A 23,595-nucleotide genomic window follows, 5' to 3' on the forward strand; every position below is an offset into this window, starting at 1 on the left:
CTCTCTTTTTGCAGAAATAAAATAAAGGAGACAGCAAGCTGTCTCCCCTAATTGTAACTTTTATTTTGATAGAATTCTATTTTATAAATTTCCTATTTTGCCACATCGTACAATGGATCAACTTGGTAACCTTTGGCTTTATAGTAGTCCAAAGTCCCGTAATAGATCGCTTTGGCAGCTGCGTTTCTCCAGTAATCAGAACGAAGCATATCGTTGTCCTTTTTCGTGTCAATGAAGCCAAGCTCCACCAAAACGGCAGGCATGGTATTTTCACGAATAACGTGGAAATTACCATTTTTCACGCCGCGGTTTGCTAAATTCCATGCCGCAACCATACGGGCTTGAATCTTGGATGCTAGCAGCTTGCTGTCTGTAACATTTGGATTCTTGTAAGCGGAATAATAATAAGTTTCTGATCCTGTACCGCCGCCGGCATTCGCATGAATGCTAATGAAAGTATTCGCACCGGCAGATTTTGCAAAGCTCACACGATCTCTTAATTCGACAAATTTGTCTGTCGAACGTGTCATTTTCACTTGGAAAGGTGTTTTCTTAAATAAATTGTTGAGCTTTAATCCTGTGTCAAGCACGACATTTTTTTCATAAATTCCAAATCCAGTAGCACCGGAATCATGTCCCCCATGGCCTGGATCAAGAACAATGACTTGCTTGGCAATACGCGGATCCACATTGCCGGCATTCGTTGCTTCAGCCGTGTTACGCAAATAAGAACCATGCACAAATCCTTCAAGAGAGCCATATTTAATGTAATTCCATGAACCCACTTTATAAGCGCTCTTCACTTGTTCATCTTGTTTAACTGCTCCCACTTTCGGATAAGCATCGCTTGGTCCTGTACGGACATTTAAGCTGTCTACGTTAATCCAGCGGGCATCTTTAAACGTCACTGTGTTGTCGACTAAACGGAATTGCGGATTAATAGCGCGCGCCAAAAAGACGGAGAAGTCCGCACGAATAATCAGTTCATCCGCACCAAAAGAGCCATCTGCTTTCCCTTGAGCAATGCCGCGAGATTTCAGGGCATTTGCTGCACCAGACAGCTTGTTGCCATACTCATATCCAAACGCTTTGCTAATCATTACCGCCATTTCACCGCGGGATACTTCTTGGTAAGGATGGAACGATTTGTCGCTGTACCCGGCAAGGATGCCTTTGTCAGCAGCAGATTGGATATAGCCTGAAGCAAACATTCCAGAACCGACATCTTTAAAAGAAGTTGGCCGTTTCGTACCATTCAGCTGAAGCGCACGTCCGATCAGCGTAGCCGCCTCTGCTCGAGTCATCCGTTTATTCGGACTGAACTGAGTAGCCGAAGCCCCTTGAGCAATTCCACCTTGCGCCAAATAGTAAATTTCTTTTGCCGCCCGGTGGGAAGCACCTACATCTGTAAAATTCGTTGCAGCCTGAGCTGTATTATTAACTCCGAATAGAGGAATGACCAATAGAAATGACAAAAAGACTAAAAAAGCACTTTTTTTCACACCTCTACCTCCTTTCTTATTTTTTTCCATTTTAACATATTCATTTTAAAACAAACGCCAATCTCAAAATCTACTTTTTAAAATTCATTGAACAATATTACTATCAAATTAAATAAAAGTATTTTCACCCTTAATTTGCCATAATGTCGTAATAACTGTAATTATGTTGAAAAAATACTAAATATTCTACCTGTTACCCATTCATCTATTTTCTTGCAAGAAAACCTCTATTCTCCTGCATAGACATTCCAATTTCTCTCAAGATTAAAGAACTATTCTCCAGGGTATAGAGTCATATATTCGTTGGCTGTATATCGTTTATCAGTTGATTTTCTTAAAAAATTTGTAACAATCCCTGCTAGTTCGCACGGGGGTTTCGCTCTCTGTCGGAGTTTGACGAGCGGTTCTTCCACATGCCCCCATGCTGGACAGCGGACTTCCTGCTCCTCCTTCCGATCAGTCAACATCGAATCGCTGTCGCTCTTCGTGTTTCCTTTATCGCATATGGAGCCGTCCAGTCTCTACGCCGCTGAACAAGCGCCTTCCGCTTTTCTTTGGCCAGCTATGAGCACCATCGGCTCGAGATCATAAGCCCATCCCGTTAGAAGGTTACAGGACAACCTTCTACCCGGCTCGTCTTATGCTTGTCGCCGATAGGCGGGTGCTCTCCGCTTTTCTTAAACCATCTTTTTTCTGTTGCTTTTTTGTTTTATAATGAAAAGATATGAAATTTCTATGAGAGCGGCTTTGTAATAAAGATTTTTTCCTGTTTCTTGTAGAAAGAACCCTAGTTTTCCTAGGGTTAAGGAGGTCTCAAATATGGCGGTTGAGTTAGAAACATTGAAGGGTCAACTGGATGCTTTCGGCGCAGAATTAAAGATAGAATTGAGCTCTGCTCAATCTAAGGATCAAGAAATTATGGAAGCGGGGTTCCGTCAATATTCAAACGAGCAGGTGGCGCTCAATCACCTGTCCACCGGCCTCATCAGTGGTTCGGTCGCACAGCCTGATGGCGAATCATTTCAAGTACACCTCGATCTCTCGTCCCCTCATTTAAGCAGCTGCACCTGCTCCCAAGACGGCTGGTGCGCTCACCAACTGGCAATTTTCTTCGAAGCTCGCCAGGAGACGGCAAAGTCTGCTTATGACTTTTTACGTGACTGGCAAACAGTAAAGCCTGATCCGGCTGCGATTCCTGGTGTGATGCGGGCCAGCGATTTATTAAAAACAACGATGGCGGCCAATGATGGACCAGAAGCTTGGATGAAGCGTATAGAACACGCAGCAGAGGAGCGTCTGGCGGCCCGTTCTGTTCATAAAAACCCCTATATTGTTGAATATGAAGGGAAGCAATTATATGAGTATTTATTAAAGCAGCGGCCAGCGAAAAGAGAATGGCAGCCGCTCTATGAATTGTATGTAAGCTTTGGATTGCTGACCTTTACCACAAAGTTGTTTAGCGGAACGACACTTTCTAAAGAATTGTTGCAGCGCTCCTGTTCCTCTTTTTTATTTTATATTGTAGAAGAAGCAGCCGATGCGGCTGAAGATATCGGGATGCACGCTCTGCCGTTTGAATTCGATCCATATATTCATTACTTGCGTAAGGAAACGGCTTCCCTTCTGGCTTCCGAGAGCACGGTGTTTACTGCCCAGCGCATCGATCTGTACCGTCAGTTATGGACTACTCTTTTCAAACGAGAAGCGTGGCGAAACGAAGAGCGCCAGCGACTGCAATCGCTGCTTCAGGAAAAGCAAGAGCTGACCGTATCTATTGGCTACTTGCACCACCTTTATTTGGCAGACGAGCTGGATACCTTTATGGCCTTTGCTAAACATCTACCTGATACAGGAGTCGATTTATACCTTTTCTGGCTCATGGAAGCATCCAATGGCAAATACTATGAAAAGGCACGAATGCTGATCAAAATTATCGATCAAAAACTGGAAGGCTATTTGCAGCAGCTTGAACAAAGCGGCAGCATACAGAGCCGGCGATTTGTCCATTGGTTTTTAACCTATATCGATTCTGATTGGCTCATCGAAAAAGAACCTGTGCTGTATAAAAGCCTGCTGGAACGCATGCTTCCCTACAGCTATTCAGAGCTCAGCTTCTATTTCATTCAGACCGAACGATACAGAGAATGGGTAGAGTTACAATTATGGATGGATAGTGAGCTGCCGGATCTTGACCGCAACGGGCTAAAGGAAGCAGCTAAGCAGGCGCCACAGGAGGTATTGCCGCTTTATCATCATGGTATTCTTCGTTTAATTGAAGAGCGCAATCGCGCCAGCTACAAAAAAGCGGTTCGCTATTTAAAACGGCTGCGGACATTATATAAAAAGTTAAAACGTTCCGATCGCTGGGACGTCTACATTCATCTCTTACTGGAAAAGAAAAAACGGCTGCGGGCTTTCCAGGAAGAATGCAGAAAGGGTCAGTTAACGGATGCTTAAAACGAGAAAAATCATAATTCATATGGAATGGCTTGAGGATAAACATTTTTTTCTCCGGGCAGCCGCGGAAAATGGCCGCCCTCTCCCTCCCTCTGAGTGGGTAAAGCAACTGTTTCTCAGTCATGAAGAGAGCTTTTATGGTTCTCTGCTTGAGGAGGCTTCTTACCATGGGGAAGCAGGGATTCTTCTCTCTTCCTGGCAATGGGTCACCCTATTTAAAAATGAACAATTCAACCGCTTTATCCGTTGGGAATGGGATGAAGTGGGGGATTTCAGCCTTGCTGCCGCTCCGGCTATCTATGAAGCGATTACCGATGGGAGTTTCGTGCCTCACTTTACAGAAGAGGGCCTCTCTTTTCAAGTGCCGGACTCCGTTTGGGAAGAATTCGCCCCTGACTTTTGGGAGGAAGCGGTTGTAGGAATAAGCAATCGCGAGCTGGTCGCTGTACTTTTTCAAGCGTGTGCGGAACAAGCATTTAAAGAAGCCGGTGGCGCTCAGGCAAAAGTCAGCCGGCTAGCTGGCGGAAAATTGACACCGGAGGAGCTAAACCGCTATTTCGATGCAGACCGCTGGCAGGAATGGCTGAACATGGAGGACAGCGCCACTCCGTTCTCTACCGGTCTGCGTTTGACAGAACCCGAAAATGATCATGATCATTGGACGCTTGAGTGTGTGCTCATTAGTCGGAAAAACAATGAAAAAATTTATCCTCTGGTTGGAAAGATCCCAAAGAGCTGGCAACTTTATCTTTCAGAAGCCGAGGAAGAACAAGCACGCTGGCTGCGGCTCTTCCCTTGGTTGGAGGAAGAAGGATCACTTTGTTCGAGCTTGTCGGAAGAGCTGGCTTTTCTCTTTTTGACGGAAGCAAGTGAAAAATTGATCCAGCTTGGCATTCCGATTCTTTTGCCTTCTTGGTGGGAGTCCATCCGGAATACATCTTTGTCATTATCCGCAAAAGTGTCTACCACAGCAACGAGCAGGCCATCATTTGTGGGCTTGCAGGCTATTCTTGACTTTAACTGGCGCCTGTCGATGAACGGCGCTGATTTATCTGAGGAAGAATTTATGGAGCTGGCTGCGAACAATCGCCGGCTGGTAAAAGTAAATGGAGAATGGATTCAGTTAGACCCGGAAATGGTGCGCAAGATTCAAGGGCTAATGAAAAGAGCCAAAAAGGAAGGCTTGCGGCTGCAAGATTTGCTGGAGCAAGAGTTCGTTCCTGAAGAAGAGCCAACTGATGACTGGAGCGATCCACGGCTATTTGCTCATATTCAAATTGAACTGAACCGGTCATTCCGTAAAATGATGGCCCAGTTAAAAGACACGTCTTCTATTCCGCTCATGTCTGTCCCTGCTGATTTACACGCTGAATTGCGGCCATACCAACAGTTTGGCATGAGCTGGCTGTTGTTCTTGCGCTCATGCGGATTTGGCGCAGTACTCGCAGACGATATGGGTCTTGGAAAGACCATCCAGCTCATTTCTTACTTGCTTCATGTCAAAAGCCAAGAACAGCCTACAGCTCCGGCGCTGATTGTTTGTCCAACCTCTGTTCTTGGCAACTGGCAAAAAGAGCTGGAGCGTTTTGCACCAAATCTACGGGTCATGCTTCACTATGGAAACAGTCGGAAGCAGGGAGAAAGCTTTGAACAGCTCGCCAGTGAAACAGACGTAGTTTTAACCACATACAGCCTGTCTCACCTCGATTTTGAAACCTTGTCAGCCATTGAATGGAATACCGTAGCGCTCGATGAAGCTCAAAATATAAAAAATGCCCAAACAAAACAATCCCGTGCTGTGCGCAAACTAAAAGGCCGACATCATATTGCATTAACCGGGACACCAATGGAAAATCGACTCGCTGAACTGTGGTCCATCTTTGACTTCACAAATCATGGTTATTTAAACAGTCTCGCTCACTTTCAGAAACATTACATTGTACCGATCGAAAAAGATGGGTTAAAAACTAGAATTGAACAGCTCCAAGCAAAAATTCGCCCGTTTTTATTGCGGCGGACGAAAAATGACCCGGATGTTGAATTGAATCTTCCTGAAAAGCTGGAGCAAAAAGAATATTGCCCGCTTACAACTGAGCAAGCGGTGCTATATGAACAGCTCGTTAATGAAACAATGGAAGAAATCCGAAGACTGGCGGCTTTTGAACGCCGAGGGCTCATTTTGCAAATGCTCAATAAAATTAAACAGCTGTGCAATCATCCAGCACTTTATTTGAAAGAACAGGAGCCGGCACATATTGTAGAACGTTCAGAAAAGATGAATAAGCTGATCGAGCTGACGGGAAATATTATTGAACGTCAGGAAGCCTGTCTGGTTTTCACTCAATATATTGGCATGGGGGAAATGATCAAGCAAGAGCTTGAAAAGCAATTTGCAATTACTGTTCCTTTCCTGAGTGGAAGCACGTCCAAGGATCAGCGTGACCGCCTCGTTGCCGAGTTTCAAGAAGGCCGCTTCCCAGTCTTTTTACTTTCGTTGAAAGCAGGTGGCACTGGACTGAATTTAACCGCCGCCAATCACGTCATCCATTTTGACCGCTGGTGGAATCCAGCCGTTGAAAACCAGGCAACCGACCGAGCTTACCGGATCGGCCAAAGCCGGTTCGTTCACGTGCATAAGATGATCACAACGGGAACGCTGGAAGAAAAGATTGATGCCATGCTAGAGAAAAAACAAGCACTGAATGATGAAATTATTAGCAGCGACCAGTGGATCACAGAAATGACTGATAATCAATTGAAGGAACTTTTAGAATTGAGATAGCCCATGCGAAAGAGCCAGCTCTGAGGAAGAGCTGGCTCTTTTATGAAGGACTATTTCGAGGATTCGTTATGCGTAGAGCCTGTTCGGCTAAATTGAATGGATGATTGAGGTATCATCTACAACGGATCATGGATCATTGTGCAGCCGGCTGTGGATTTTTCTGAAGGTGCTGATGTTCTAAACGTTTTAGTTTTTCTTCAACGACGCGGAGTCTGGCAAGGGTTTTGCCGAGGCAGTAGGTTACTTCTTCTAATCTTTTTTCCAGGCGTTCATTTGAAATCATTCTTTTCTCCCTCTTCTCTTTTCCATCTAAGGTATGGGCAAAATCGGCAGGAGCTCGGAAGAAGTGCCGGAGCGTTTCTTATCCATAAATCGGACCGTATGAACGCTTACTTCTGTTACATACACCTTTTTCCCATCCTTATTTTCATAATTCCGTGTCTGAATGGTACCAAGCACACCGATTAACGATCCTTTTTGACAGTACTTGGCCGTATTCTCCGCTGAATGGTTCCAAACCGTACAATAGATAAAATCGGTTTCTGCTATCCCCTCTTGATTGCGGTACGGGCGGCTTACCGCCACCGTCATATTTAAGAATGGACGGCCATCCGCCGTATATTTTACTTGGGGATCTTTCGTCAGCCTGCCAACGAGTGTCACTTGGTTAATCAACCCTGTCCCTCCTTTCTGTTAAGATGCTTTTATCATAATCAAGCGGGCATGAAGAGTAAAAACGACATTTCAGATATAAGCATCCATATTTTACAAATAATTGACGTTTATCTGCAAAAAGAGACAAATGCTTCTTTAGAACGTAAAAAACCCACCCATTCAAGTTTGTATGGTTCTTTATGGGAACGTGCTATACTTTCTATTAGGAAGCCATTGAAAAGGAAGGGAGCGTTATTTGCATGAAAACCTTTAAAATTGCCGGCTTTTATCTTGCCGGGCAAAACGAAGCCCAAGAAATCGAGTTACTAGATGGGTTGATCATTAATAGAGAAGATGACAAGCGTTCCTGGCTGATTGAACTATTTGTTCATCCAAAGTACGAAGAAGTATTCCATCAATGTAAAAAACAAGAAGACGAGCTAAAGGTTGAGGTGCTGATTACTCATCCGAATAATGACCCAGCACTCTTTTTCGCCCAAGTGAGAGGATTAAACCATTTAGAGGGCGGTCTCAGCATCCTCCTTGAAGGACGGCTTCGGCAAATGAGAAATGAATACGCTAAGCAGGTTCTTTCCGATCTTGTACACAAAGGATTAAGCGGGGAAGATCTAATCGATTCATTTAATACTTGCTTGAAGCAGAGAAAAAATGCTCCATCCGTGAAAAAAAACTAAAAGCCATCCGGCCTGATTATCAGACCGGATGGCTTTTTCTATTGACCCGGCTCATAATTGATCCTCTGAGTGTGGACGAGCAGAAGGCTATAAAAAAAGAGCTGGCTTTTCTGCAGCCGCTCTTTAGTGGATAAGGCCAGACTCAAGGTCATTCTGGCCAGTATCGATTGTATGATAGAGTTTTTGGATTATATATTGAATGTCCTGCTTTCGATAGGCGCGGACCGGTAATTCTTTCTCATAGACCTGATAATAAAGAATGGCAGCAAGAGATAGCTCTAATTCATTAGCTGGCATCAGCTGCTCTTCTTTTTTTTTAGCTGATCAGTTAAAAGCTCAATATAAAACTTTGCTTCTGATCGGCAGGAAAAGTCAAAATCAGTACCCATTTTCTTTTGCAAAACAGCAAGTTCTTGGAGCTGCTCTGCTGTAGGCTCTTCCGAAAAGACTTTTTCAATGACTTCATTAATCTTTGCAGCCAGCTCTTCATGGAACTCGGGGCTTGATTTCATTTCGCTGTCCACCTTGCTATACCAAGAGGAGCTTGTATGAATGTAAGTTCTCCACTCATCCATGAAATCTTCAAAGCGATATGCTTTTTCATCCCATGAAATTTTAGCCATATATTGTTCAAATGCTATTTTAATTGAACGAGTGATACTTATTTTTATACCTTGCGATAAACTGCTTAACATTTACAACAAGTACCTCCTAGAGAGTCTTGATGAAACCCTGTGAAAATGGTAACATCTATTACTTTATCACATCTATACAGGATTTGACAAAGTTTTTTCAAAAAAACAAATGTAGGAAAATTTTAATGGCTTTCAGGAAAAAGGGCTGGCTCGGCTATAGTGCTGCCTGCCTATAATCTTTAAACTATCATATCATTCTCTTATATAAATGCCAAAAAATAAAAACAGAGAGCAAGAGTCTCTCTGTTTTTATTTTACTTATTTTAAGGCAAATGTAATTTCAGCTTCACAAGCAAGTTCACCATTTACTGTTGCAACAGCTTTCCCTTTTCCAACAGGCCCCCGCAAGCGCGTCATTTCCACTTCAAGGCGCAGCTGATCACCAGGTACTACTTGGCGTTTGAAACGGCAACTGTCAATGCCTCCAAAGAAAGCAAGCTTGCCACGGTTCTCTTCTTTCATTAACATGGCCACCGCTCCTACTTGGGCGAGAGCTTCAACAATTAACACGCCGGGCATCACCGGATAGTCCGGAAAGTGGCCATTAAAGAACTCTTCATTGGCTGTTACATTTTTTATACCGACCGCTCTCTTTCCTTCTTCTACTTCAAGGACTTTATCAACAAGCAAAAATGGATAGCGGTGCGGGATAATTTCTTTAATCTGTTGAATATCTAGCATCTTTTTCCTCCAGGTCATAATAAGCTATTTACCAGTACCTCTACTAAGTGTATCCATGTTGCGGGCAGAAAAACCTCAAGCGGGTTTCCATTCCCGACGACACTGTAGCCCACTATGGCTCCTACTGTTGCAAAGAGTGCGAGCAAAAACAAATTCACGACAAACCGGCCAAGAGGTGTGAGCCTGGTACGCTTTTTTTTCTTTCTTTGCAAATCTTCAGTCACATTGTTTCGTCCCCTCTAGCGTACGCCGTTAATCAGCCCCATCATTTGGTCGGCCAGAGAGATTGAGCGGGACTGAAACTGATAGGCCCGCTGCACGTTTGTCAAATCTGCCATTTCCTTTGCAAAATCAACATTCGATTTCTCGAGTGCACTTTGCTGGAGGGCAACATTTGTCCGATTAGCTGCGGTTACTTCCTGTACAATTTCATTTTCTGGGACAGCCGGATTATCAGGCATCGTCAATAAATTCGACCCTACCTGCGTTAGAAATTGCGGCCGTCTGACTTCTACTACTCCAATGTTAAATGCTTGTCCACCAACGCGCAACCTGCCGCCCGCCTCAAGCGTAATATCCCCATTATTCGGATTGAAAGTAATTGGTTGATTGTCTTCTCCGAGAACAGGATGGCCTTCTTTAGTCACAAGCATGACTTCGTTGTTATTAACGGGAGTAACTGCAAATGATCCATCACGCGTATAATGAACTTTGCCTTGTCCATTTTCCTGAACGAGTACTTTAAAAAATTGATTTTCTTTTGTGAAAGCAAAGTCTAGTTTGCGGCCAGTCTGCGCTATACTCCCCTGCACACCCACTAATTGTGACTGGCTAATCTTTGCGCCAGTTCCGACACGAATACCATTTGGTGTTAAACGGCCACCCTCTGCGTCTGTGCGCAGCATATTGTTTACATTCTGGTTTATCAGATCTGTAAAAGAGGCTTCTCGGCGCTTGTATCCGTTTGTATCAAGATTGGCAATATTATGGCTTAGTATATCGAGCTTTTGCTGCAACTGACCTAATGTATTAGCAGATGTAATTAATGTTTGATTCATTCAGTATCCTCTCCCGGAAGATTAATTCACTCGGCCGATTTCATTAGCGGCCTTTTCCATGCTGCGATCATAAGCAGCTAATACTTTTTGGTTCGCTTCAAATGTCCGGTAGGCAGACATCATATCCGTCATCGTCCGGGCAGTGTCTATATTGGAGCCTTCCAGAAACCCCTGCTGCATGCGGAATTGCACATCATTACGGGCATCCACTTCAGGAAGCGTGCCATTCTCCAAACGCAGCAGGCCGTTTCCCTCTTTTATTAAAAGATTGGGATTTTCCGCAAAAGCCAGGCCGATCCGGCCAACTGGTGCCCCTTCTTCTGTAATCTGGCCATTTTCATCAATCATTATATTGTCTGAATTTAGCTGAATACGGTTTCCAGCTGGATCAAGAACATAATGACCACCCGCTGTTGTTAGAAAACCGGCGTTATCCAATGTGAAATTGCCATTTCGCGTATAACGCTGAACGCCGTCTTGACCTTGTATTTTAAAGAATGTCATTCCCCTTTGTCCAGTATCTTCATTCACAGGTACATTGACATCTAAAAGAGCTACATCCGTCTTTAAGCCTGTTTCCCGTAAATCTCCCTGAGAAAAGTCAGGCATCGTTTCCTGCATATATACTCCAGTATTCAAGGAACCTATTTGCTGGTGAAACGGGAGATTCAACTGTTTCTGAATAGGCACAGATCCTTGATCGATCCGCTGCAAGAGCATTTCCGGAAAAGCGCGCAAGGAAGAACGATCCGCTTTATAGCCGGGAGTATTGGCATTTGACATATTATTAGAAAGCATTTCAGTTCGCCGCTGCTGGGCAATCATACCCGAAGCTGCTGTATAAAATCCGCGAAACATATATCCACCTCATCAAAAATAAGATCTTCTCTTGACATTGACATTCCAGAAACCGTGAAGCAACTCGCAAGTGCTGATCTTTCTTCTATATAACTTCCATCTCAGTCTATCTACTTAATTTTTAGTCCTATGTTTGCTTTATTATATCACTCTTTTTCATCGGCCAAAAACTAGAAAAAGTTAATAACATTTGCTCATTTAAATAAAAATTTAAAAAAACGAGATGAGCCGCTCATCTCGTTTATGCTAACTTTACTTTTGACAATTTATCTATGTTATCAAGCATGATGCCCGTTCCTACTGCTACGCTATCCATTGGATTTTCTGCAATAAATACCGGCACCTTCAACTCTTCGGCCAATAGCTGATCAATGCCGTGAAGCAACGCACCGCCCCCGGTTAAAATCACGCCGCGGTCAATAATGTCAGCGGATAACTCAGGCGGCGTCTTTTCAAGCACATCTTTTGCCGCTTTCACAATTACAGCTATCGACTCTCTAAGAGCTCCTTCAATTTCCTCCGAATTAACCACTAACAGGCGCGGAAGACCAGAAACCATGTCACGGCCGCGAATTTCCATCTCTTCGCTGCGTCCGCCTGGATAGACGCTGCCGATTGTAATTTTAATGTCTTCAGCTGTGCGTTCCCCGATTAACAATTTATACTCTTTCTTAATGTAATTTAAAATTTCATTGTTAAAATTGTCACCGGCCATTTTAATAGAAGCAGCTGTCACGATCGAACCCATGGAAAGAACAGCGACATCCGTCGTACCGCCGCCGATATCAACCACCATGTTGCCGCTCGGTTCGAATATATCCATTCCTGCTCCAATCGCTGCCACTTTCGGTTCTTCTTCTAAATAAACAGTTTTCCCGCCGCTTTTTTCAGCAGCTTCACGGATCGCTTTTTGCTCCACGCTCGTAATGTTCGTTGGACAGCAGATCAAGATGCGCGGCTTTGAAAGCAAACCTTTTAAGTTCAGCTTGTTCATAAAATGCTTTAGCATCGATTCTGTTACGTCAAAATCGGCGATCACCCCATCCTTTAGTGGACGGATAGCTATAATGTTTCCTGGCGTTCTACCGACCATACGGTGTGCCTCTTCACCTACAGCAAGGACCTTATTCGTATTTTTATCAATGGCCACGACTGAAGGCTCGTTTAATACAATTCCTTGGCCTTTCACGTGAATCAATACATTTGCTGTCCCCAAATCAATTCCAATGTCCTTTGAAATCATTAGAGCAGCCCCCCTTTTTTTATTAAATAGTTTTTATTTATTTCCATCTTTTTATGTCTATTTTCGTATGAATCAGAAAGAGTTCCCAATTTTTTATTCTACCATACTTGACATGAAAAAGCCGGATTATTTGTAAATTTTCTCATTTCTTCACACGCAAAAAAATCCGCCCCACGAGGCAGATTTCCTTTTTTATTTATGCGAATGATCATACTTCAGCTCCTGAACCACTTGCTTTTCTTAATGCGTCTGAATACTTTTTCTTTGTCGCTTCACCCCCGCGCAGGTGACGAATAGATTTGTGATAATCCAGAATTTCTTTCACCTGCTGAGCAAGTTCTGGGTTCACTTCCGGCAGCCGCTCCGTCAGATCTTTATGCACAGTACTTTTCGATACTCCAAACTCTTTTGCGATCACCCGCACGGTTTTCCTTGTCTCCACGATATACTTACCAATTCTGATTGTCCTCTCTTTGATGTAATCGTGCACACCGCTCGCCTCCTTCATTGGATGTGAGACGTGTGAAATGAGACTCGCTTTCGCTTGAATGAAATAATATAAACCCGCATGCAGCAGTGCCTGCACGCGGAAAGAAAGCTCTCACTTTCTTCTCTTCGGCAACTAGACTGCTCTTGTTATCATCAGGTATTTGTTCGTCTAACGACTCCTCACCTCAAACCATCCCTTTTGCTTTATACAGGTTTTATTATTACTATATTGGGGTTGGCAGGAAAATATGTACAGGAGTAGGGAATTTTAATTAAAAATGGCCAGGTTCCATTTGCATAGAATAAATAAAAACAGCAGCCCATTATGAGCTGCTGTCATCCTTTTCAATCGTGCTGCTATTCTGTTCTTGACTAGAAGGACTTTCTTCTGTTTCTTCAACTGACTCTTCTGTCGCATTGTCAGTGGATTCCTCTGTCGTACTGTCGGTAGATCCCTCTGTTGCACTGTCAGTGGACTCCTCTGTCGTACTGTCGGTAGATTCCTCTGTTGCACTGTCAGTGGATTTTTCTGCTTGTACCGGCTTAATTGATTCTTCAATCGCCGCTACCGTTTTATTAAAACATTCAAGTGGGTTGATAGCTACATTATCTTTGCGCACTTCAAAGTGCAAATGAGTGCCTGCTTTTTCGTTAAAGAGACTTTTACCAGCTTTTGCGATAACATCCCCTTGGGAAACTTGATCGCCTTCTGCTACTTTAATATCTTTTACTGATTGATACTGCGTGACAAAACCATCAGCATGTTCAATCACAATAACGTTGCCCAGCAAAGCATCGTTTTCCTGTACCTTCGTTACTTTTCCGCTTAAAGCGGCTGTAACATTAAATGTTTTGCCTTCTTTTGTTGCATAATCAATTCCTGTGTTTGGCTGGTACGTATTATTATAGACTACAAGAGCTTCTTCTTGTTGTTTTTCAGAGGCCTTCTCATCATAAAAGTTGGTTTTGATGACTGCTTTGTCTTCATCTTTTAAAGGCAAAGCCATTTGCTCCACAGATGAATTGACTTCTTCCGCCGGCTGATTAAACATTTCCTCATCTACAGCACTTTCTTTCGGGCCTTTCACTTGCTCTTTCCCCGGGCCTGCCATTTGGTACCAGACAATGCCTGAAATTAAAATTGCGGCACTCATTAAGTAGATAGCAGGGAACACCCAGCGGTTTTTAAAGATTTTTTTCAGTTTTTGAGAAGTGTTTTTCTTTTCTCCCTCTCTCATGTTCATCACCTCAGCAACCAGTGTGAACACTTTCCAATGAATCTATACCTCCATTTGGAAAAATTTTCGTTTTTGGAAAAAACGTTATAAATATGCCACAAAACCGAAAATGAGAGAGTGACAAATCATGATAGAATGGGATAAATCTTATAATCAGTTAAGGTGGTGTATCTATTTGAAAAGATTGGCAAAAAGCTTGTCCACTATTGCTCCTTTTCTCTATATGGCAGCCGTATGGATGATGTCTAGTATGCCGGATAATGTGATCATTGAACTCCCTCAAAGTGAGGTAGACCGCTTTTTTAAAGAATCCCTACATTTAATTGAATTTGCGATTTTATATAGTTTAATTGTTAATGCTTTTTTAGCCCATGGGCGCTTCACAAGCACCGTTCACTTGGCGGCCGCTTTAATTGCCTGCTTCTATGGATTTATTGATGAAATTCATCAGGCGTTTGTTCCGTCGCGTTCCGCTACGGTCATTGACGCAGTAAAAGACGTGACAGGAGTACTCGTCTGCTTTTTTATCGTTCAATTTACGTATTTTCAGCGGCCGGACAGTTTAATCAGTCGTCTAATGAACAAGTTCACTCATTGGGCAAGCTCCTAACTCCTTGTGTCAGATAACAAGGAGTTATTTTTTTGCTGTCACTTTTTCTTTCACAAAGCTTTCGGCGCTCTCTATTTTCGTCTGCTGATAATAATGAGCGATAATTTGTTTGTAGTTTTTCCCTTCTTTTGCCATGCCATTTGCGCCGTATTGGCTCATTCCCACTCCATGTCCATAGCCTTTCGTCGTAATAATCATATTCCCCGACTTCATGACCCAGCTGAAATCAGACGAAGCTAGTCCGAGTTTTTCACGTACTTCCCTTCCCGAAAACTCTTTTCCGCCAATCTTTACTGAGGCAATGCGTTTTCCTGGAGTACGAGCAGTAATTGTACCCGCCTCTGCTGTTTCTTTTACAGATACCCCCAGTTTCCTTTCAAACTCGGCGAGCGGCATCACCTTTTTAGAACTATATTCAGGAGAAGCTTTATCCCAAGGACTTGCTACACTCTTTAAATAAGGAAGCGGCTCATTCCAGTAGTCTTCTGAGTTCTCTGTGTAGCCGTTACTCGTTGAAAAGAAGGAAGCGGTAATCGGGGTGCCATTGTGCGTGATAATTTGTCCTGCTGTTTCTTGTACAGCCTCATCAATTTTTTCGGATTTCCATGTAAAATCATTCCCCCAGACTTTCTTTAACTCTTCCTTTGTTTTAAATACTTGGTGAGCAACAGTGTCTGTCACATTTGCCTGGCCATTGACTTTACTGCCACTCATGATCTGCTTGACCACAAATGTTCTCGCTGTTAAAGCTTGGGCTTTTAGTGCTTCCTTTTCAAATGAAGCTGGCATTTCTGCCGCCACTACCCCGGCTACATATTCCTCAAGCGGAAAAGTTTCCGTCTGCTTAGTATTTGAGCGAAATACTGCTACTTCTACAGCCGGCTCCTGCAAAGCTGCTTCAGGTGTTTTTTTCTTGGTTGTTTCGGCTGCTTCCTCTTCTTCTGATGAAAACAAAATAACGAGTAGCGAGGGAACAATAACAGCAACTGCAATGAGTCCAGCAAGGAGAAAGGAGATAGAGTGTCGTTTTTTCATCAAAAAGAGGCCTCCATTTATAGTATTGAGCACAAAGTGAATGCTCACATTTAAGAATATGGCAGGCACTGTATCGATATGACTTTTTTCTTTCTCCCTTACTTTCTGATGTTGGATCAAGGCTTTTGCTTGCTGTTTCTATCCGCATCATACATCCACATAGATCCGCTTGGCCAAATGGTTCATGTATTAGGTAAGTAGTAGTCACCTTTTGCTGCAAAATGAATAAATAAAAAGAAGCTGCTCTGCAAACTAGCAGAACAGCCTCTTTGAAAATTAAGCATTAATATCTGTAATGATTTTTTCAGAAGATGAAGTCGGCATTTCTTCCTCTTCTTCCTTTACTCGAATAATATCTGCGCCGAGAGCGGCCAACTTGCCGTGGAAATTAACATATCCACGATCAAGGTGCTTCAGCTCTGTTACGCGTGTATAACCTTCTCCAACAAGGCCTGCTAGAATTAACGCAGCGGCTGCACGCAGATCAGTGGCTGCCACCTCTGCACCTTGAATGTCTGCCGGGCCGTTAATGATGACCGAACGGCCTTCAATTTTAATATTGACGTTCATGCGGCGAAACTCTTCTACGTGCATAAAACGATTTTCAAATACCGTTTCAGTAATCATGCTCGTGCCTTGTGCTTTTAGCAGTAGAGCCATCATCTGCGATTGCATATCTGTCGGGAATCCTGGATGAGGCATTGTTTTAATGTCAACGGCCTTCAAAGCTTCAGGACCAACCACGCGCACACCGTTTTCTTCTTCTGTAATTTGCACGCCCATTTCCTTCAGCTTGGCAATTAATGAAGACATATGTTCAGGCACAGCCCCTTGAACAAGTACATTGCCGCCTGTAATAGCAGCAGCTACCATAAAGGTTCCAGCTTCAATACGGTCAGGAATGATTGTATGGTCAGCTCCCTGAAGCTCATTGACACCTTCAATTCGAATCGTTTCCGTACCGGCACCGACTACTTTTCCGCCCATCGCATTCAGCAGGTTAGCAAGGTCTACAATTTCCGGTTCTTTAGCTGCATTTTCAAGTACAGTCGTGCCGTCAGCTAAAGCAGCGGCCATCATAATGTTTTCCGTGGCCCCTACGCTTGGAAAGTCAAGATAGATTTTTGCTCCTTTTAATCGTGTTGTCACTTCAGCCTCAATGAAACCATTTTCTACTCTTACAACCGCACCCATCGCTTCAAATCCCTTTAAATGCTGATCGATTGGGCGCGAGCCAATGGCACAGCCGCCTGGCAAAGCCACTCTTGCTTTTCCTGTACGTGCAAGCAATGAACCCATGACAAGAACAGACGCCCGCATTTTGCGTACATACTCAAATGGCGCCTCAACGAACAACTCTTCAGATGCGTCTACGGTTACTGTATTATTTTCAAAGTGAACCTGACAGTTTAGATGACGAAGTACTTCATTTATTGTATATACATCAGAGAGAGTCGGTACATCCCGAATCACACTCTTCCCTTTACTGGCTAATAATGTAGCGGCGATGACCGGCAGAACTGAATTTTTTGCGCCTTCTACTTTCACAGTTCCGCTTAATTTATGACCGCCGCGGACGATAATTTTTTCCAAACTTTTCCCCTCCGCATCCAATTTATATATTAATATTCAATCGTAATGAGAGGCGTGCCTATCACAAAATTCGTCTCAGTGCCTCTCTGTTTTTTTCTTAGTCCAACTTGTACATTCATTTCATGATCCGAGAGCGGAAGATTGCTCGTGAAACGCTCCGAATAAATAGATAAAGAGTAGAAGTCCGTTTCAGAAACAGCTTCTCTTTTTTCAGCTTTCCAGTTCGATAGTAATTTATCAAGTTGATTTGACAAAACTTCTTCAAGTGTACCATCAAACTTCCCTTTGATACAAGTAAAAATCTGTGGCGTTCTATGGAAAATCTGTGAATATGTAGATTGAAACTCTTTTGCCAAGAAGGATCTAATCTCCTTTTCATCGGCTGCAGTGACAGAATAGAGCATGTAGGCAACACCTCCGGCTGTGTCAGAAGAAATCACTTGGATCCTCTGTTGAACGGTTCCTTGTGTGTGTTCAAAAAGATAGCCATGAGTATTTGCCGTATCAAGAGACGTAACTTTCCATTCGGTTAAGAAGGCTTGAAGTCTGTGAGCCGCCACATCCGGCTCTTCTGTCAAGCGTTCGCGAGTATGTAAGGTCCATTCTTCGATCGATCCATTCACACCATTCACACTGTCAGTTAAGAGCAGCAAAGAACTGCCTTCGCCACTTGCAGTTGTGTTATTCCCCATTAAAAATACAATGAAACAAACTATTAACAGATAATATCTACTTTTTAATAGATTCATTGATATCCTCTCCCTTACTACCAGTGTGACCTGGGTGGGAAAAGATAAACAGGGAAAAACACGACAAATTACATGCTTTGTCGACAATGCCAATTGTTCAAATATTCACTTGTGTTTATATAGAAGCCTTGAGAGATATAAATCTCCCTAAAGAAATAATATACAAAATAGAAAAAAATACAAGCATGTAAGAAGAACTATTTTCAAATTTTATTGGAATAAAAGCGGCAATTGGCGGGACCACATGAAGTAATCAAGGAAGAAATTGCTGACCGATGAACCGATCGCAATGGATAACACTATAAATAACAGGCGCGCTTGGAACACATGGTTGGCTTTAATCAATTGATCCAACCGAATAGCCTGCAGTGCCCAAAAGGATAAACCGATAAAGACAAGATGTGACAAGATACTGAACAATGCATCCTGCCCAAAATTTGCCATCATTTGCACCCCTCCCTCATTGACTAGATTTATAACAATTTTATATTAACGATAAGAAGAGCAGACAACTTTCCTTCTCTTTTAGAGGAAAAACCTCCCGTTTCCGGAAGGTTTTTCATTGTTATACTCTGCCTTCATAAACGTCAATACGGTTAGTTGCCCGTTTTAATGCTAATTCAGCACGTTTAAAATCTATATTGTCTTGTTTATTGCTCAGTCGGCTTTCTGCTCTTGCTTTAGCCTCTTTTGCCCGGGCAATGTCAATATTTTCCGCTGTTTCAGCCGCTTGTGCTAATATCGTCACCTGATCTGGACGGACTTCTAAAAATCCGCCGCTGACCGCGACCAAATCAGGTTTTCCAGCGCCTTTGTTTAAGCGAACAGCGCCAACTTGTAAAGGGGCGACCATTGGAATATGCCCTGGTAAAATACCAAGCTCACCTGTCTGAGCTTTGGCACTTACCATTTCAACATCCGATTCATACGCCGGGCCATCAGGAGTGACGATACTGACTTTAAATGTCTTCATTGTTTAACCCCCTGGTCCCTTATTATACCTCTACGCCCATTTCTTTCGCGCTGGCAATTACATCTTCAATGCCACCGACTAAGCGGAATGCATCTTCAGGAAGATGGTCATATTTGCCGTCAAGAATTTCTTTGAATCCACGAACAGTCTCTTTAACCGGCACATAAGAACCTGGCTGGCCAGTAAATTGCTCCGCTACGTGGAAGTTTTGTGATAAGAAGAATTGGATACGGCGCGCACGTGCCACGACCAATTTGTCTTCTTCTGAAAGCTCATCCATACCGAGGATAGCAATAATATCTTGAAGCTCTCTGTAACGTTGCAATGTTTGCTGCACTTGGCGTGCTACACTATAGTGTTCTTCCCCAACAATTTCTGGAGAAAGGGCACGAGATGTAGAAGCAAGTGGATCCACCGCTGGGTAGATACCCATTTCTGAAAGCTTACGCTCAAGGTTTGTTGTTGCATCTAAGTGAGCGAATGTTGTAGCTGGAGCCGGGTCAGTATAGTCATCGGCTGGTACGTAAATCGCTTGGATAGATGTAACAGAACCCACGCTTGTAGATGTAATGCGTTCTTGCAATTGACCCATTTCAGTAGCAAGTGTCGGCTGGTAACCAACCGCAGAAGGCATACGGCCTAAAAGGGCAGAAACCTCAGAACCTGCTTGTGTGAAACGGAAAATGTTATCGATGAAGAAAAGAACGTCCTGACTTTGCTCATCACGGAAGTATTCTGCCATTGTCAAACCTGTTAAAGCAACACGCATACGTGCACCAGGAGGTTCGTTCATTTGGCCGAAAACCATCGCTGTTTTGCTAATAACGCCAGAATCGCTCATCTCGTGATAAAGGTCATTTCCTTCACGAGTACGCTCTCCAACACCAGCGAATACAGAGATACCGCCGTGCTCTTGAGCGATGTTGTTGATCAATTCCTGAATAAGAACGGTTTTACCTACACCGGCACCACCGAAGAGACCGATCTTACCACCTTTAATATATGGAGCAAGCAAGTCTACTACTTTAATACCTGTCTCAAGAATTTCAACTTCTGTAGAAAGCTGTTCGAAGCTAGGAGCTGCACGGTGAATCGCATTGCGCTGTGCAGTTGCAGGAATCTCTTCATTTAAGTCAATTGTTTCACCGAGTACGTTAAATACACGGCCAAGTGTAATGTCTCCTACTGGTACAGAGATCGGCTGACCCATGTCTATTACTTCTGTATTACGCTGTAAACCGTCTGTTGAATCCATGGCAATCGTACGCACTGTATCATCGCCTAAATGGATAGCTACCTCAAGCGTTAACTCAACGGCGTCTTTATCAGCTTGTGCAGCAATTTGCACTTTTAACGCGTTATAGATCTCAGGAAGTTGGCCGCTTTCAAACTTCACGTCAACGACCGGACCCATAACTTGAAGAACGCGTCCTTTGTTCATCTCTTTCCCTCCTGTCGTAATCGCTCAATCTATCATGTTGTGATCATTCATTACATGTAATATTGTCTAGCTGCAGGCGCTTAGCGGCTAGTGGACTTCCTGCTCCTTCTTGCGATAAGTCAACATCGGATCGCTCACGCTCTTCGTGTTTCCTTTATCTCATGCGGAGCTGTCCAGTCCATACGCCGCTGGATAAGCACCTTCCGCTTTTCTGGTCTAGCTGCAGCGGCCAGCCCGTACGGCAGTTTTGGTCTCTCTGTCGGAGTCTGAAGAACGACTCCTTATCGAGCCCTCCAACCTCCTATCGGGCTGATCAGGCCGCTTTCGCTTTTCAAGACTACTCTAACGCTGCTACGCCGCCGACAATCTCTGTAATTTCTTGTGTGATTGCCGCCTGACGTGCACGGTTGTATTGCAATGTTAATGTATCGATTAATTCTTTTGCGTTGTCTGTTGCAGTTTTCATCGCAGACATCCGGGCAGCATGCTCACTGGCTTTGCCGTCAAGAAGCGCACCGAAAATCAAGCTTTCCGCATATTGCGGAAGAAGAACTTCCATAATTTCCTCAGCTGCCGGCTCAAATTCATAAGCCGTAAGCTTTTGGGAAGACGTAGCAATATCCGTTAAAGGCAGCACTTTCTTTTCTGTTACATCCTGCTGAATCGCGCTGACAAAGTGATTGTAGTACATGTAAAGCTCGTCGTACATTCCTTCTGAGAAGAAGCTGACCGCTTTGTTTGCGATATCTTTAATGTCAGAAAAAGAAGGCTGATCAGGCAAGCCGACGATGTCTAAGCCCACGTTCATTCCCCGATGAAGGAAGAAATCGCGGCCCATACGTCCAACTGCAATAATTACGTATTCATCTTTAGAAGAATGACGTTCTTTAATTTTGTTGCTGACAAGGCGAAGAATGCTGCTGTTATAAGCTCCCGCCAAACCGCGGTCAGAGGTAATAACCAAATACCCGGTTTTTTTAACGGGGCGGGAGACTAGCATCGGATGTGTTACATCTTTGCTGCCAAGAGCAATGGATGCGACCACTTCCTGAATTTTTTCCATGTAAGGAACAAATGCTTTGGCATTTGTTTCGGCACGGTTCAATTTAGAAGCGGAAACCATTTCCATCGCTTTTGTGATCTGGCTCGTCTTTTTAGTAGAAGTAATCCGAGTCTTTATGTCGCGTAACGATGCCACTGGTTCTCACCACCCTTTTTTATGTTAGAAATTTACCTAGAAAGAGGGAAGGATCATTTCGACCCACTCCCGCTTTTGACTATCTGGATAATTATTCGGACTTCGCGAACGTCTTTTTGAACTCGTTGATGGCTGCTTTCATTTCATCATCAGAAGCAAGTTCTTTCGTTGTGCGAATATGTTCTAACACGTTTGTATGGTTGTGATCTAACCAGCTTAACAGTTCATCTTCGAAACGTCGGATATCTCCTACTGGAATATCGTCTAAAAGACCGCGTGTCAACGCATAAAGAATAACTACTTGCTTTTCAACTTTAAGTGGCTTGTTCAAGTCTTGCTTTAACACTTCAACAGTACGCGCTCCACGATTTAATTTTGCTTGGGTAGCTTTATCAAGATCAGAGCCGAACTGTGCAAACGCTTCGAGTTCACGGTAAGCAGCTAAGTCCAGACGAAGAGTACCGGCTACTTTTTTCATCGCTTTAATTTGAGCGGACCCACCAACACGTGATACAGAAAGACCAGCGTTAATCGCAGGACGTACGCCTGAGAAGAACAAGTCAGACTGCAAGAAGATCTGTCCGTCAGTGATAGAGATAACGTTCGTTGGAATGTAAGCAGAGATATCGCCTGCTTGTGTTTCAACGAATGGAAGAGCTGTAATTGAACCTGCTCCTAATTCATCGTTCAATTTAGCTGCACGCTCGAGTAAACGGGAGTGCAAGTAGAAAACATCACCAGGGTAAGCTTCACGACCTGGAGGACGACGTAATAATAAGGAAAGTTCACGGTAAGCTGCCGCTTGTTTAGATAAATCATCATACACGATCAGAACATGTTTACCGTTGAACATGAACTCTTCTGCCATCGTTACTCCAGCATATGGAGCAAGGAATAGCATTGGAGCTGGTGAAGACGCGGAAGCAGTTACAACGATTGTATAATCAAGCGCTCCATGCTTACGAAGCGTTTCAACTGTTCCACGAACAGTAGATTCTTTTTGTCCAATAGCGACATAGATACAGATCATATCTTGATCTCTTTGGTTAAGAATTGTATCGATCGCTACAGTTGTTTTACCAGTTTGGCGGTCACCGATAATCAATTCACGTTGACCACGGCCAATTGGCACAAGTGCGTCAATCGCCTTAATTCCTGTTTGTAAAGGCTCATGAACAGATTTACGATCCATAACTCCTGTTGCCTTGCTTTCAATCGGACGAGTTTTTGTTGTATTAATCGGGCCAAGACCATCTACAGGCTGTCCAAGAGAGTTTACAACGCGGCCGATTAATTCTTCCCCAACAGGGACTTCCATGATGCGGCCTGTGCGACGTACTTCATCACCTTCACGAATATCTGTGTAAGGTCCAAGGATGATAATACCTACGTTGTTTTCCTCTAAGTTTTGTGCCATACCCATGACACCGTTTGAGAACTCAAGCAGTTCTCCAGCCATGACATTGTCGAGGCCATGAGCACGAGCGATACCATCACCTACGTGAATAATTGTACCGACATCGTTTACTGTAATGTCTGACTGGAAGTTCTCAATCTGCTTTTTAATCAGCGCACTGATTTCTTCAGCTTTGATGCTCATGAATTTCACCCCTCATATAATTGTAGTAGTTGTATTCGAACAAG

At 43.5% G+C, this 23,595-nt stretch carries 26 protein-coding genes; 5 read left to right on the plus strand and 21 right to left on the minus strand.

The features are described from left to right. Positions 1 to 92: 92 nt before the first annotated feature. Both ACH0BF_RS04680 and ACH0BF_RS04685 read right to left on the minus strand, forming a co-directional pair. Positions 93 to 1,502 (minus strand): N-acetylmuramoyl-L-alanine amidase, encoded by a 1,410-nt coding sequence (locus ACH0BF_RS04680; RefSeq protein ID WP_259455631.1) that lies wholly within the window; start codon positions 1,500 to 1,502, stop codon positions 93 to 95. Between the two features lie 272 nt (positions 1,503 to 1,774). After that, the gene (locus tag ACH0BF_RS04685) at positions 1,775 to 1,969 is read right to left on the minus strand and encodes a hypothetical protein (RefSeq protein WP_120035233.1); all 195 of its coding nucleotides are present in this window, start codon (positions 1,967 to 1,969) and stop codon (positions 1,775 to 1,777) included. Positions 1,970 to 2,321: 352 nt separating this feature from the next. On the opposite strand from ACH0BF_RS04685, the gene ACH0BF_RS04690 reads away from it, so the two are divergent. Both ACH0BF_RS04690 and ACH0BF_RS04695 read left to right on the plus strand, forming a co-directional pair. Next, the gene (locus ACH0BF_RS04690) at positions 2,322 to 3,959 is read left to right on the plus strand and encodes a hypothetical protein (RefSeq protein ID WP_406908963.1); all 1,638 of its coding nucleotides are present in this window, start codon (positions 2,322 to 2,324) and stop codon (positions 3,957 to 3,959) included. Continuing rightward, positions 3,952 to 6,741, plus strand: coding sequence for a DEAD/DEAH box helicase (locus tag ACH0BF_RS04695; RefSeq protein ID WP_406908965.1), 2,790 nt, complete (start codon positions 3,952 to 3,954; stop codon positions 6,739 to 6,741). The genes ACH0BF_RS04690 and ACH0BF_RS04695 overlap by 8 nt, the downstream gene beginning before the upstream one ends. A 133-nt stretch (positions 6,742 to 6,874) precedes the next feature. Here ACH0BF_RS04695 and ACH0BF_RS04700 read toward each other — a convergent pair whose 3' ends face one another. After that, positions 6,875 to 7,024 (minus strand): hypothetical protein, encoded by a 150-nt coding sequence (locus ACH0BF_RS04700; RefSeq protein WP_182917035.1) that lies wholly within the window; start codon positions 7,022 to 7,024, stop codon positions 6,875 to 6,877. 26 nt (positions 7,025 to 7,050) lie between these two features. Then, positions 7,051 to 7,416, minus strand: a complete 366-nt coding sequence (locus tag ACH0BF_RS04705; RefSeq protein WP_120035239.1) for a single-stranded DNA-binding protein — start codon at positions 7,414 to 7,416, stop codon at positions 7,051 to 7,053. Between the two features lie 239 nt (positions 7,417 to 7,655). Between ACH0BF_RS04705 and ACH0BF_RS04710 the strand changes: the two genes are divergently transcribed. After that, entirely contained in the window at positions 7,656 to 8,090 is a 435-nt protein-coding gene (locus ACH0BF_RS04710; RefSeq protein WP_406908966.1) for a YwpF family protein, read from the plus strand. Positions 8,091 to 8,213: 123 nt separating this feature from the next. Here ACH0BF_RS04710 and ACH0BF_RS04715 read toward each other — a convergent pair whose 3' ends face one another. The 9 genes from ACH0BF_RS04715 to spoIIQ form a co-directional block, all read right to left on the minus strand. Further along, a complete protein-coding gene (locus ACH0BF_RS04715; RefSeq protein ID WP_182917036.1) occupies positions 8,214 to 8,387 on the minus strand; it encodes a hypothetical protein in 174 nt (57 codons plus the stop codon). Then, positions 8,387 to 8,785 carry a hypothetical protein gene (locus ACH0BF_RS04720; protein WP_406908967.1) on the minus strand — a complete coding sequence of 133 codons (399 nt, stop codon included), beginning with the start codon at positions 8,783 to 8,785 and terminating at the stop codon, positions 8,387 to 8,389. Before ACH0BF_RS04720 ends, ACH0BF_RS04715 begins: the two co-directional genes overlap by 1 nt. A 258-nt stretch (positions 8,786 to 9,043) precedes the next feature. Next, positions 9,044 to 9,466 (minus strand): 3-hydroxyacyl-ACP dehydratase FabZ, encoded by a 423-nt coding sequence (gene fabZ / locus ACH0BF_RS04725; RefSeq protein WP_120035246.1) that lies wholly within the window; start codon positions 9,464 to 9,466, stop codon positions 9,044 to 9,046. A gap of 14 nt (positions 9,467 to 9,480) precedes the next feature. Continuing rightward, on the minus strand, positions 9,481 to 9,690 hold the full coding sequence (locus tag ACH0BF_RS04730) for a DNA-directed RNA polymerase subunit beta (protein ID WP_120035248.1): 210 nt from the start codon (positions 9,688 to 9,690) through the stop codon (positions 9,481 to 9,483). 15 nt (positions 9,691 to 9,705) lie between these two features. Continuing rightward, entirely contained in the window at positions 9,706 to 10,524 is an 819-nt protein-coding gene (locus ACH0BF_RS04735; RefSeq protein ID WP_120035250.1) for a flagellar hook-basal body protein, read from the minus strand. A gap of 21 nt (positions 10,525 to 10,545) precedes the next feature. Next, a complete protein-coding gene (locus ACH0BF_RS04740; protein ID WP_340852012.1) occupies positions 10,546 to 11,382 on the minus strand; it encodes a flagellar hook-basal body protein in 837 nt (278 codons plus the stop codon). A 241-nt stretch (positions 11,383 to 11,623) separates the two neighbouring features. Then, on the minus strand, positions 11,624 to 12,625 hold the full coding sequence (mreB, locus tag ACH0BF_RS04745; protein WP_340852011.1) for a rod shape-determining protein: 1,002 nt from the start codon (positions 12,623 to 12,625) through the stop codon (positions 11,624 to 11,626). Positions 12,626 to 12,833: 208 nt separating this feature from the next. Beyond that, entirely contained in the window at positions 12,834 to 13,115 is a 282-nt protein-coding gene (gene spoIIID / locus ACH0BF_RS04750; RefSeq protein ID WP_120035257.1) for a sporulation transcriptional regulator SpoIIID, read from the minus strand. A 322-nt stretch (positions 13,116 to 13,437) separates the two neighbouring features. Beyond that, positions 13,438 to 14,352, minus strand: a complete 915-nt coding sequence (gene spoIIQ, locus ACH0BF_RS04755; RefSeq protein ID WP_120035259.1) for a stage II sporulation protein SpoIIQ — start codon at positions 14,350 to 14,352, stop codon at positions 13,438 to 13,440. Between the two features lie 175 nt (positions 14,353 to 14,527). On the opposite strand from spoIIQ, the gene ACH0BF_RS04760 reads away from it, so the two are divergent. After that, a complete protein-coding gene (locus ACH0BF_RS04760; RefSeq protein WP_259455632.1) occupies positions 14,528 to 14,962 on the plus strand; it encodes a VanZ family protein in 435 nt (144 codons plus the stop codon). A gap of 24 nt (positions 14,963 to 14,986) precedes the next feature. On the opposite strand, the gene spoIID is transcribed toward ACH0BF_RS04760, so the two are convergent. From spoIID to atpD, 6 genes are all read right to left on the minus strand, one after another. Beyond that, the gene (gene spoIID, locus ACH0BF_RS04765; RefSeq protein WP_406908985.1) at positions 14,987 to 15,997 is read right to left on the minus strand and encodes a stage II sporulation protein D; all 1,011 of its coding nucleotides are present in this window, start codon (positions 15,995 to 15,997) and stop codon (positions 14,987 to 14,989) included. A gap of 276 nt (positions 15,998 to 16,273) precedes the next feature. Beyond that, the gene (gene murA, locus ACH0BF_RS04770; RefSeq protein WP_120035263.1) at positions 16,274 to 17,590 is read right to left on the minus strand and encodes a UDP-N-acetylglucosamine 1-carboxyvinyltransferase; all 1,317 of its coding nucleotides are present in this window, start codon (positions 17,588 to 17,590) and stop codon (positions 16,274 to 16,276) included. Between the two features lie 29 nt (positions 17,591 to 17,619). Further along, positions 17,620 to 18,339, minus strand: coding sequence for a YwmB family TATA-box binding protein (locus tag ACH0BF_RS04775; protein WP_340852007.1), 720 nt, complete (start codon positions 18,337 to 18,339; stop codon positions 17,620 to 17,622). Positions 18,340 to 18,549: 210 nt separating this feature from the next. Beyond that, entirely contained in the window at positions 18,550 to 18,786 is a 237-nt protein-coding gene (locus tag ACH0BF_RS04780; protein ID WP_120035267.1) for a DUF1146 family protein, read from the minus strand. 118 nt (positions 18,787 to 18,904) lie between these two features. Next, entirely contained in the window at positions 18,905 to 19,312 is a 408-nt protein-coding gene (locus tag ACH0BF_RS04785) for a F0F1 ATP synthase subunit epsilon (RefSeq protein WP_120035269.1), read from the minus strand. Positions 19,313 to 19,334: 22 nt separating this feature from the next. Continuing rightward, complete coding sequence (atpD, locus tag ACH0BF_RS04790; RefSeq protein ID WP_120035271.1) at positions 19,335 to 20,753, minus strand: F0F1 ATP synthase subunit beta; 1,419 nt, start codon at positions 20,751 to 20,753, stop codon at positions 19,335 to 19,337. Between the two features lie 90 nt (positions 20,754 to 20,843). Between atpD and ACH0BF_RS04795 the strand changes: the two genes are divergently transcribed. After that, positions 20,844 to 21,023, plus strand: a complete 180-nt coding sequence (locus ACH0BF_RS04795) for a hypothetical protein (RefSeq protein ID WP_406908968.1) — start codon at positions 20,844 to 20,846, stop codon at positions 21,021 to 21,023. Between the two features lie 67 nt (positions 21,024 to 21,090). On the opposite strand, the gene atpG is transcribed toward ACH0BF_RS04795, so the two are convergent. Then, complete coding sequence (atpG, locus tag ACH0BF_RS04800) at positions 21,091 to 21,951, minus strand: ATP synthase F1 subunit gamma (RefSeq protein ID WP_120035273.1); 861 nt, start codon at positions 21,949 to 21,951, stop codon at positions 21,091 to 21,093. A 91-nt stretch (positions 21,952 to 22,042) separates the two neighbouring features. Next, positions 22,043 to 23,551 (minus strand): F0F1 ATP synthase subunit alpha, encoded by a 1,509-nt coding sequence (atpA, locus tag ACH0BF_RS04805; RefSeq protein ID WP_120035275.1) that lies wholly within the window; start codon positions 23,549 to 23,551, stop codon positions 22,043 to 22,045. Positions 23,552 to 23,595: the final 44 nt, after the last annotated feature.

The sequence above is a fragment of the Pseudobacillus sp. 179-B 2D1 NHS genome, assembly GCF_045370945.1.
Lineage (GTDB): Bacteria > Bacillota > Bacilli > Bacillales > Domibacillaceae > Pseudobacillus.

Bases quoted from the DNA above. Each gene is read 5' to 3' on its own strand.
- ACH0BF_RS04700 (WP_182917035.1), bottom strand. From the start codon at position 7,024: ATGATTTCAAATGAACGCCTGGAAAAAAGATTAGAAGAAGTAACCTAC.
- atpD (WP_120035271.1), bottom strand. From the start codon at position 20,753: ATGAACAAAGGACGCGTTCTTCAAGTTATGGGTCCGGTCGTTGACGTG.
- ACH0BF_RS04780 (WP_120035267.1), bottom strand. From the start codon at position 18,786: ATGATGGCAAATTTTGGGCAGGATGCATTGTTCAGTATCTTGTCACAT.
- ACH0BF_RS04775 (WP_340852007.1), bottom strand. From the start codon at position 18,339: ATGAATCTATTAAAAAGTAGATATTATCTGTTAATAGTTTGTTTCATT.
- spoIID (WP_406908985.1), bottom strand. From the start codon at position 15,997: ATGAAAAAACGACACTCTATCTCCTTTCTCCTTGCTGGACTCATTGCA.
- ACH0BF_RS04715 (WP_182917036.1), bottom strand. From the start codon at position 8,387: ATGCCAGCTAATGAATTAGAGCTATCTCTTGCTGCCATTCTTTATTAT.
- spoIIQ (WP_120035259.1), bottom strand. From the start codon at position 14,352: ATGAGAGAGGGAGAAAAGAAAAACACTTCTCAAAAACTGAAAAAAATC.
- ACH0BF_RS04695 (WP_406908965.1), top strand. From the start codon at position 3,952: ATGCTTAAAACGAGAAAAATCATAATTCATATGGAATGGCTTGAGGAT.
- ACH0BF_RS04685 (WP_120035233.1), bottom strand. From the start codon at position 1,969: ATGTTGACTGATCGGAAGGAGGAGCAGGAAGTCCGCTGTCCAGCATGG.
- ACH0BF_RS04710 (WP_406908966.1), top strand. From the start codon at position 7,656: ATGAAAACCTTTAAAATTGCCGGCTTTTATCTTGCCGGGCAAAACGAA.
- ACH0BF_RS04785 (WP_120035269.1), bottom strand. From the start codon at position 19,312: ATGAAGACATTTAAAGTCAGTATCGTCACTCCTGATGGCCCGGCGTAT.
- fabZ (WP_120035246.1), bottom strand. From the start codon at position 9,466: ATGCTAGATATTCAACAGATTAAAGAAATTATCCCGCACCGCTATCCA.
- mreB (WP_340852011.1), bottom strand. From the start codon at position 12,625: ATGATTTCAAAGGACATTGGAATTGATTTGGGGACAGCAAATGTATTG.
- ACH0BF_RS04735 (WP_120035250.1), bottom strand. From the start codon at position 10,524: ATGAATCAAACATTAATTACATCTGCTAATACATTAGGTCAGTTGCAG.
- ACH0BF_RS04690 (WP_406908963.1), top strand. From the start codon at position 2,322: ATGGCGGTTGAGTTAGAAACATTGAAGGGTCAACTGGATGCTTTCGGC.
- ACH0BF_RS04740 (WP_340852012.1), bottom strand. From the start codon at position 11,382: ATGTTTCGCGGATTTTATACAGCAGCTTCGGGTATGATTGCCCAGCAG.
- atpA (WP_120035275.1), bottom strand. From the start codon at position 23,551: ATGAGCATCAAAGCTGAAGAAATCAGTGCGCTGATTAAAAAGCAGATT.
- ACH0BF_RS04720 (WP_406908967.1), bottom strand. From the start codon at position 8,785: ATGTTAAGCAGTTTATCGCAAGGTATAAAAATAAGTATCACTCGTTCA.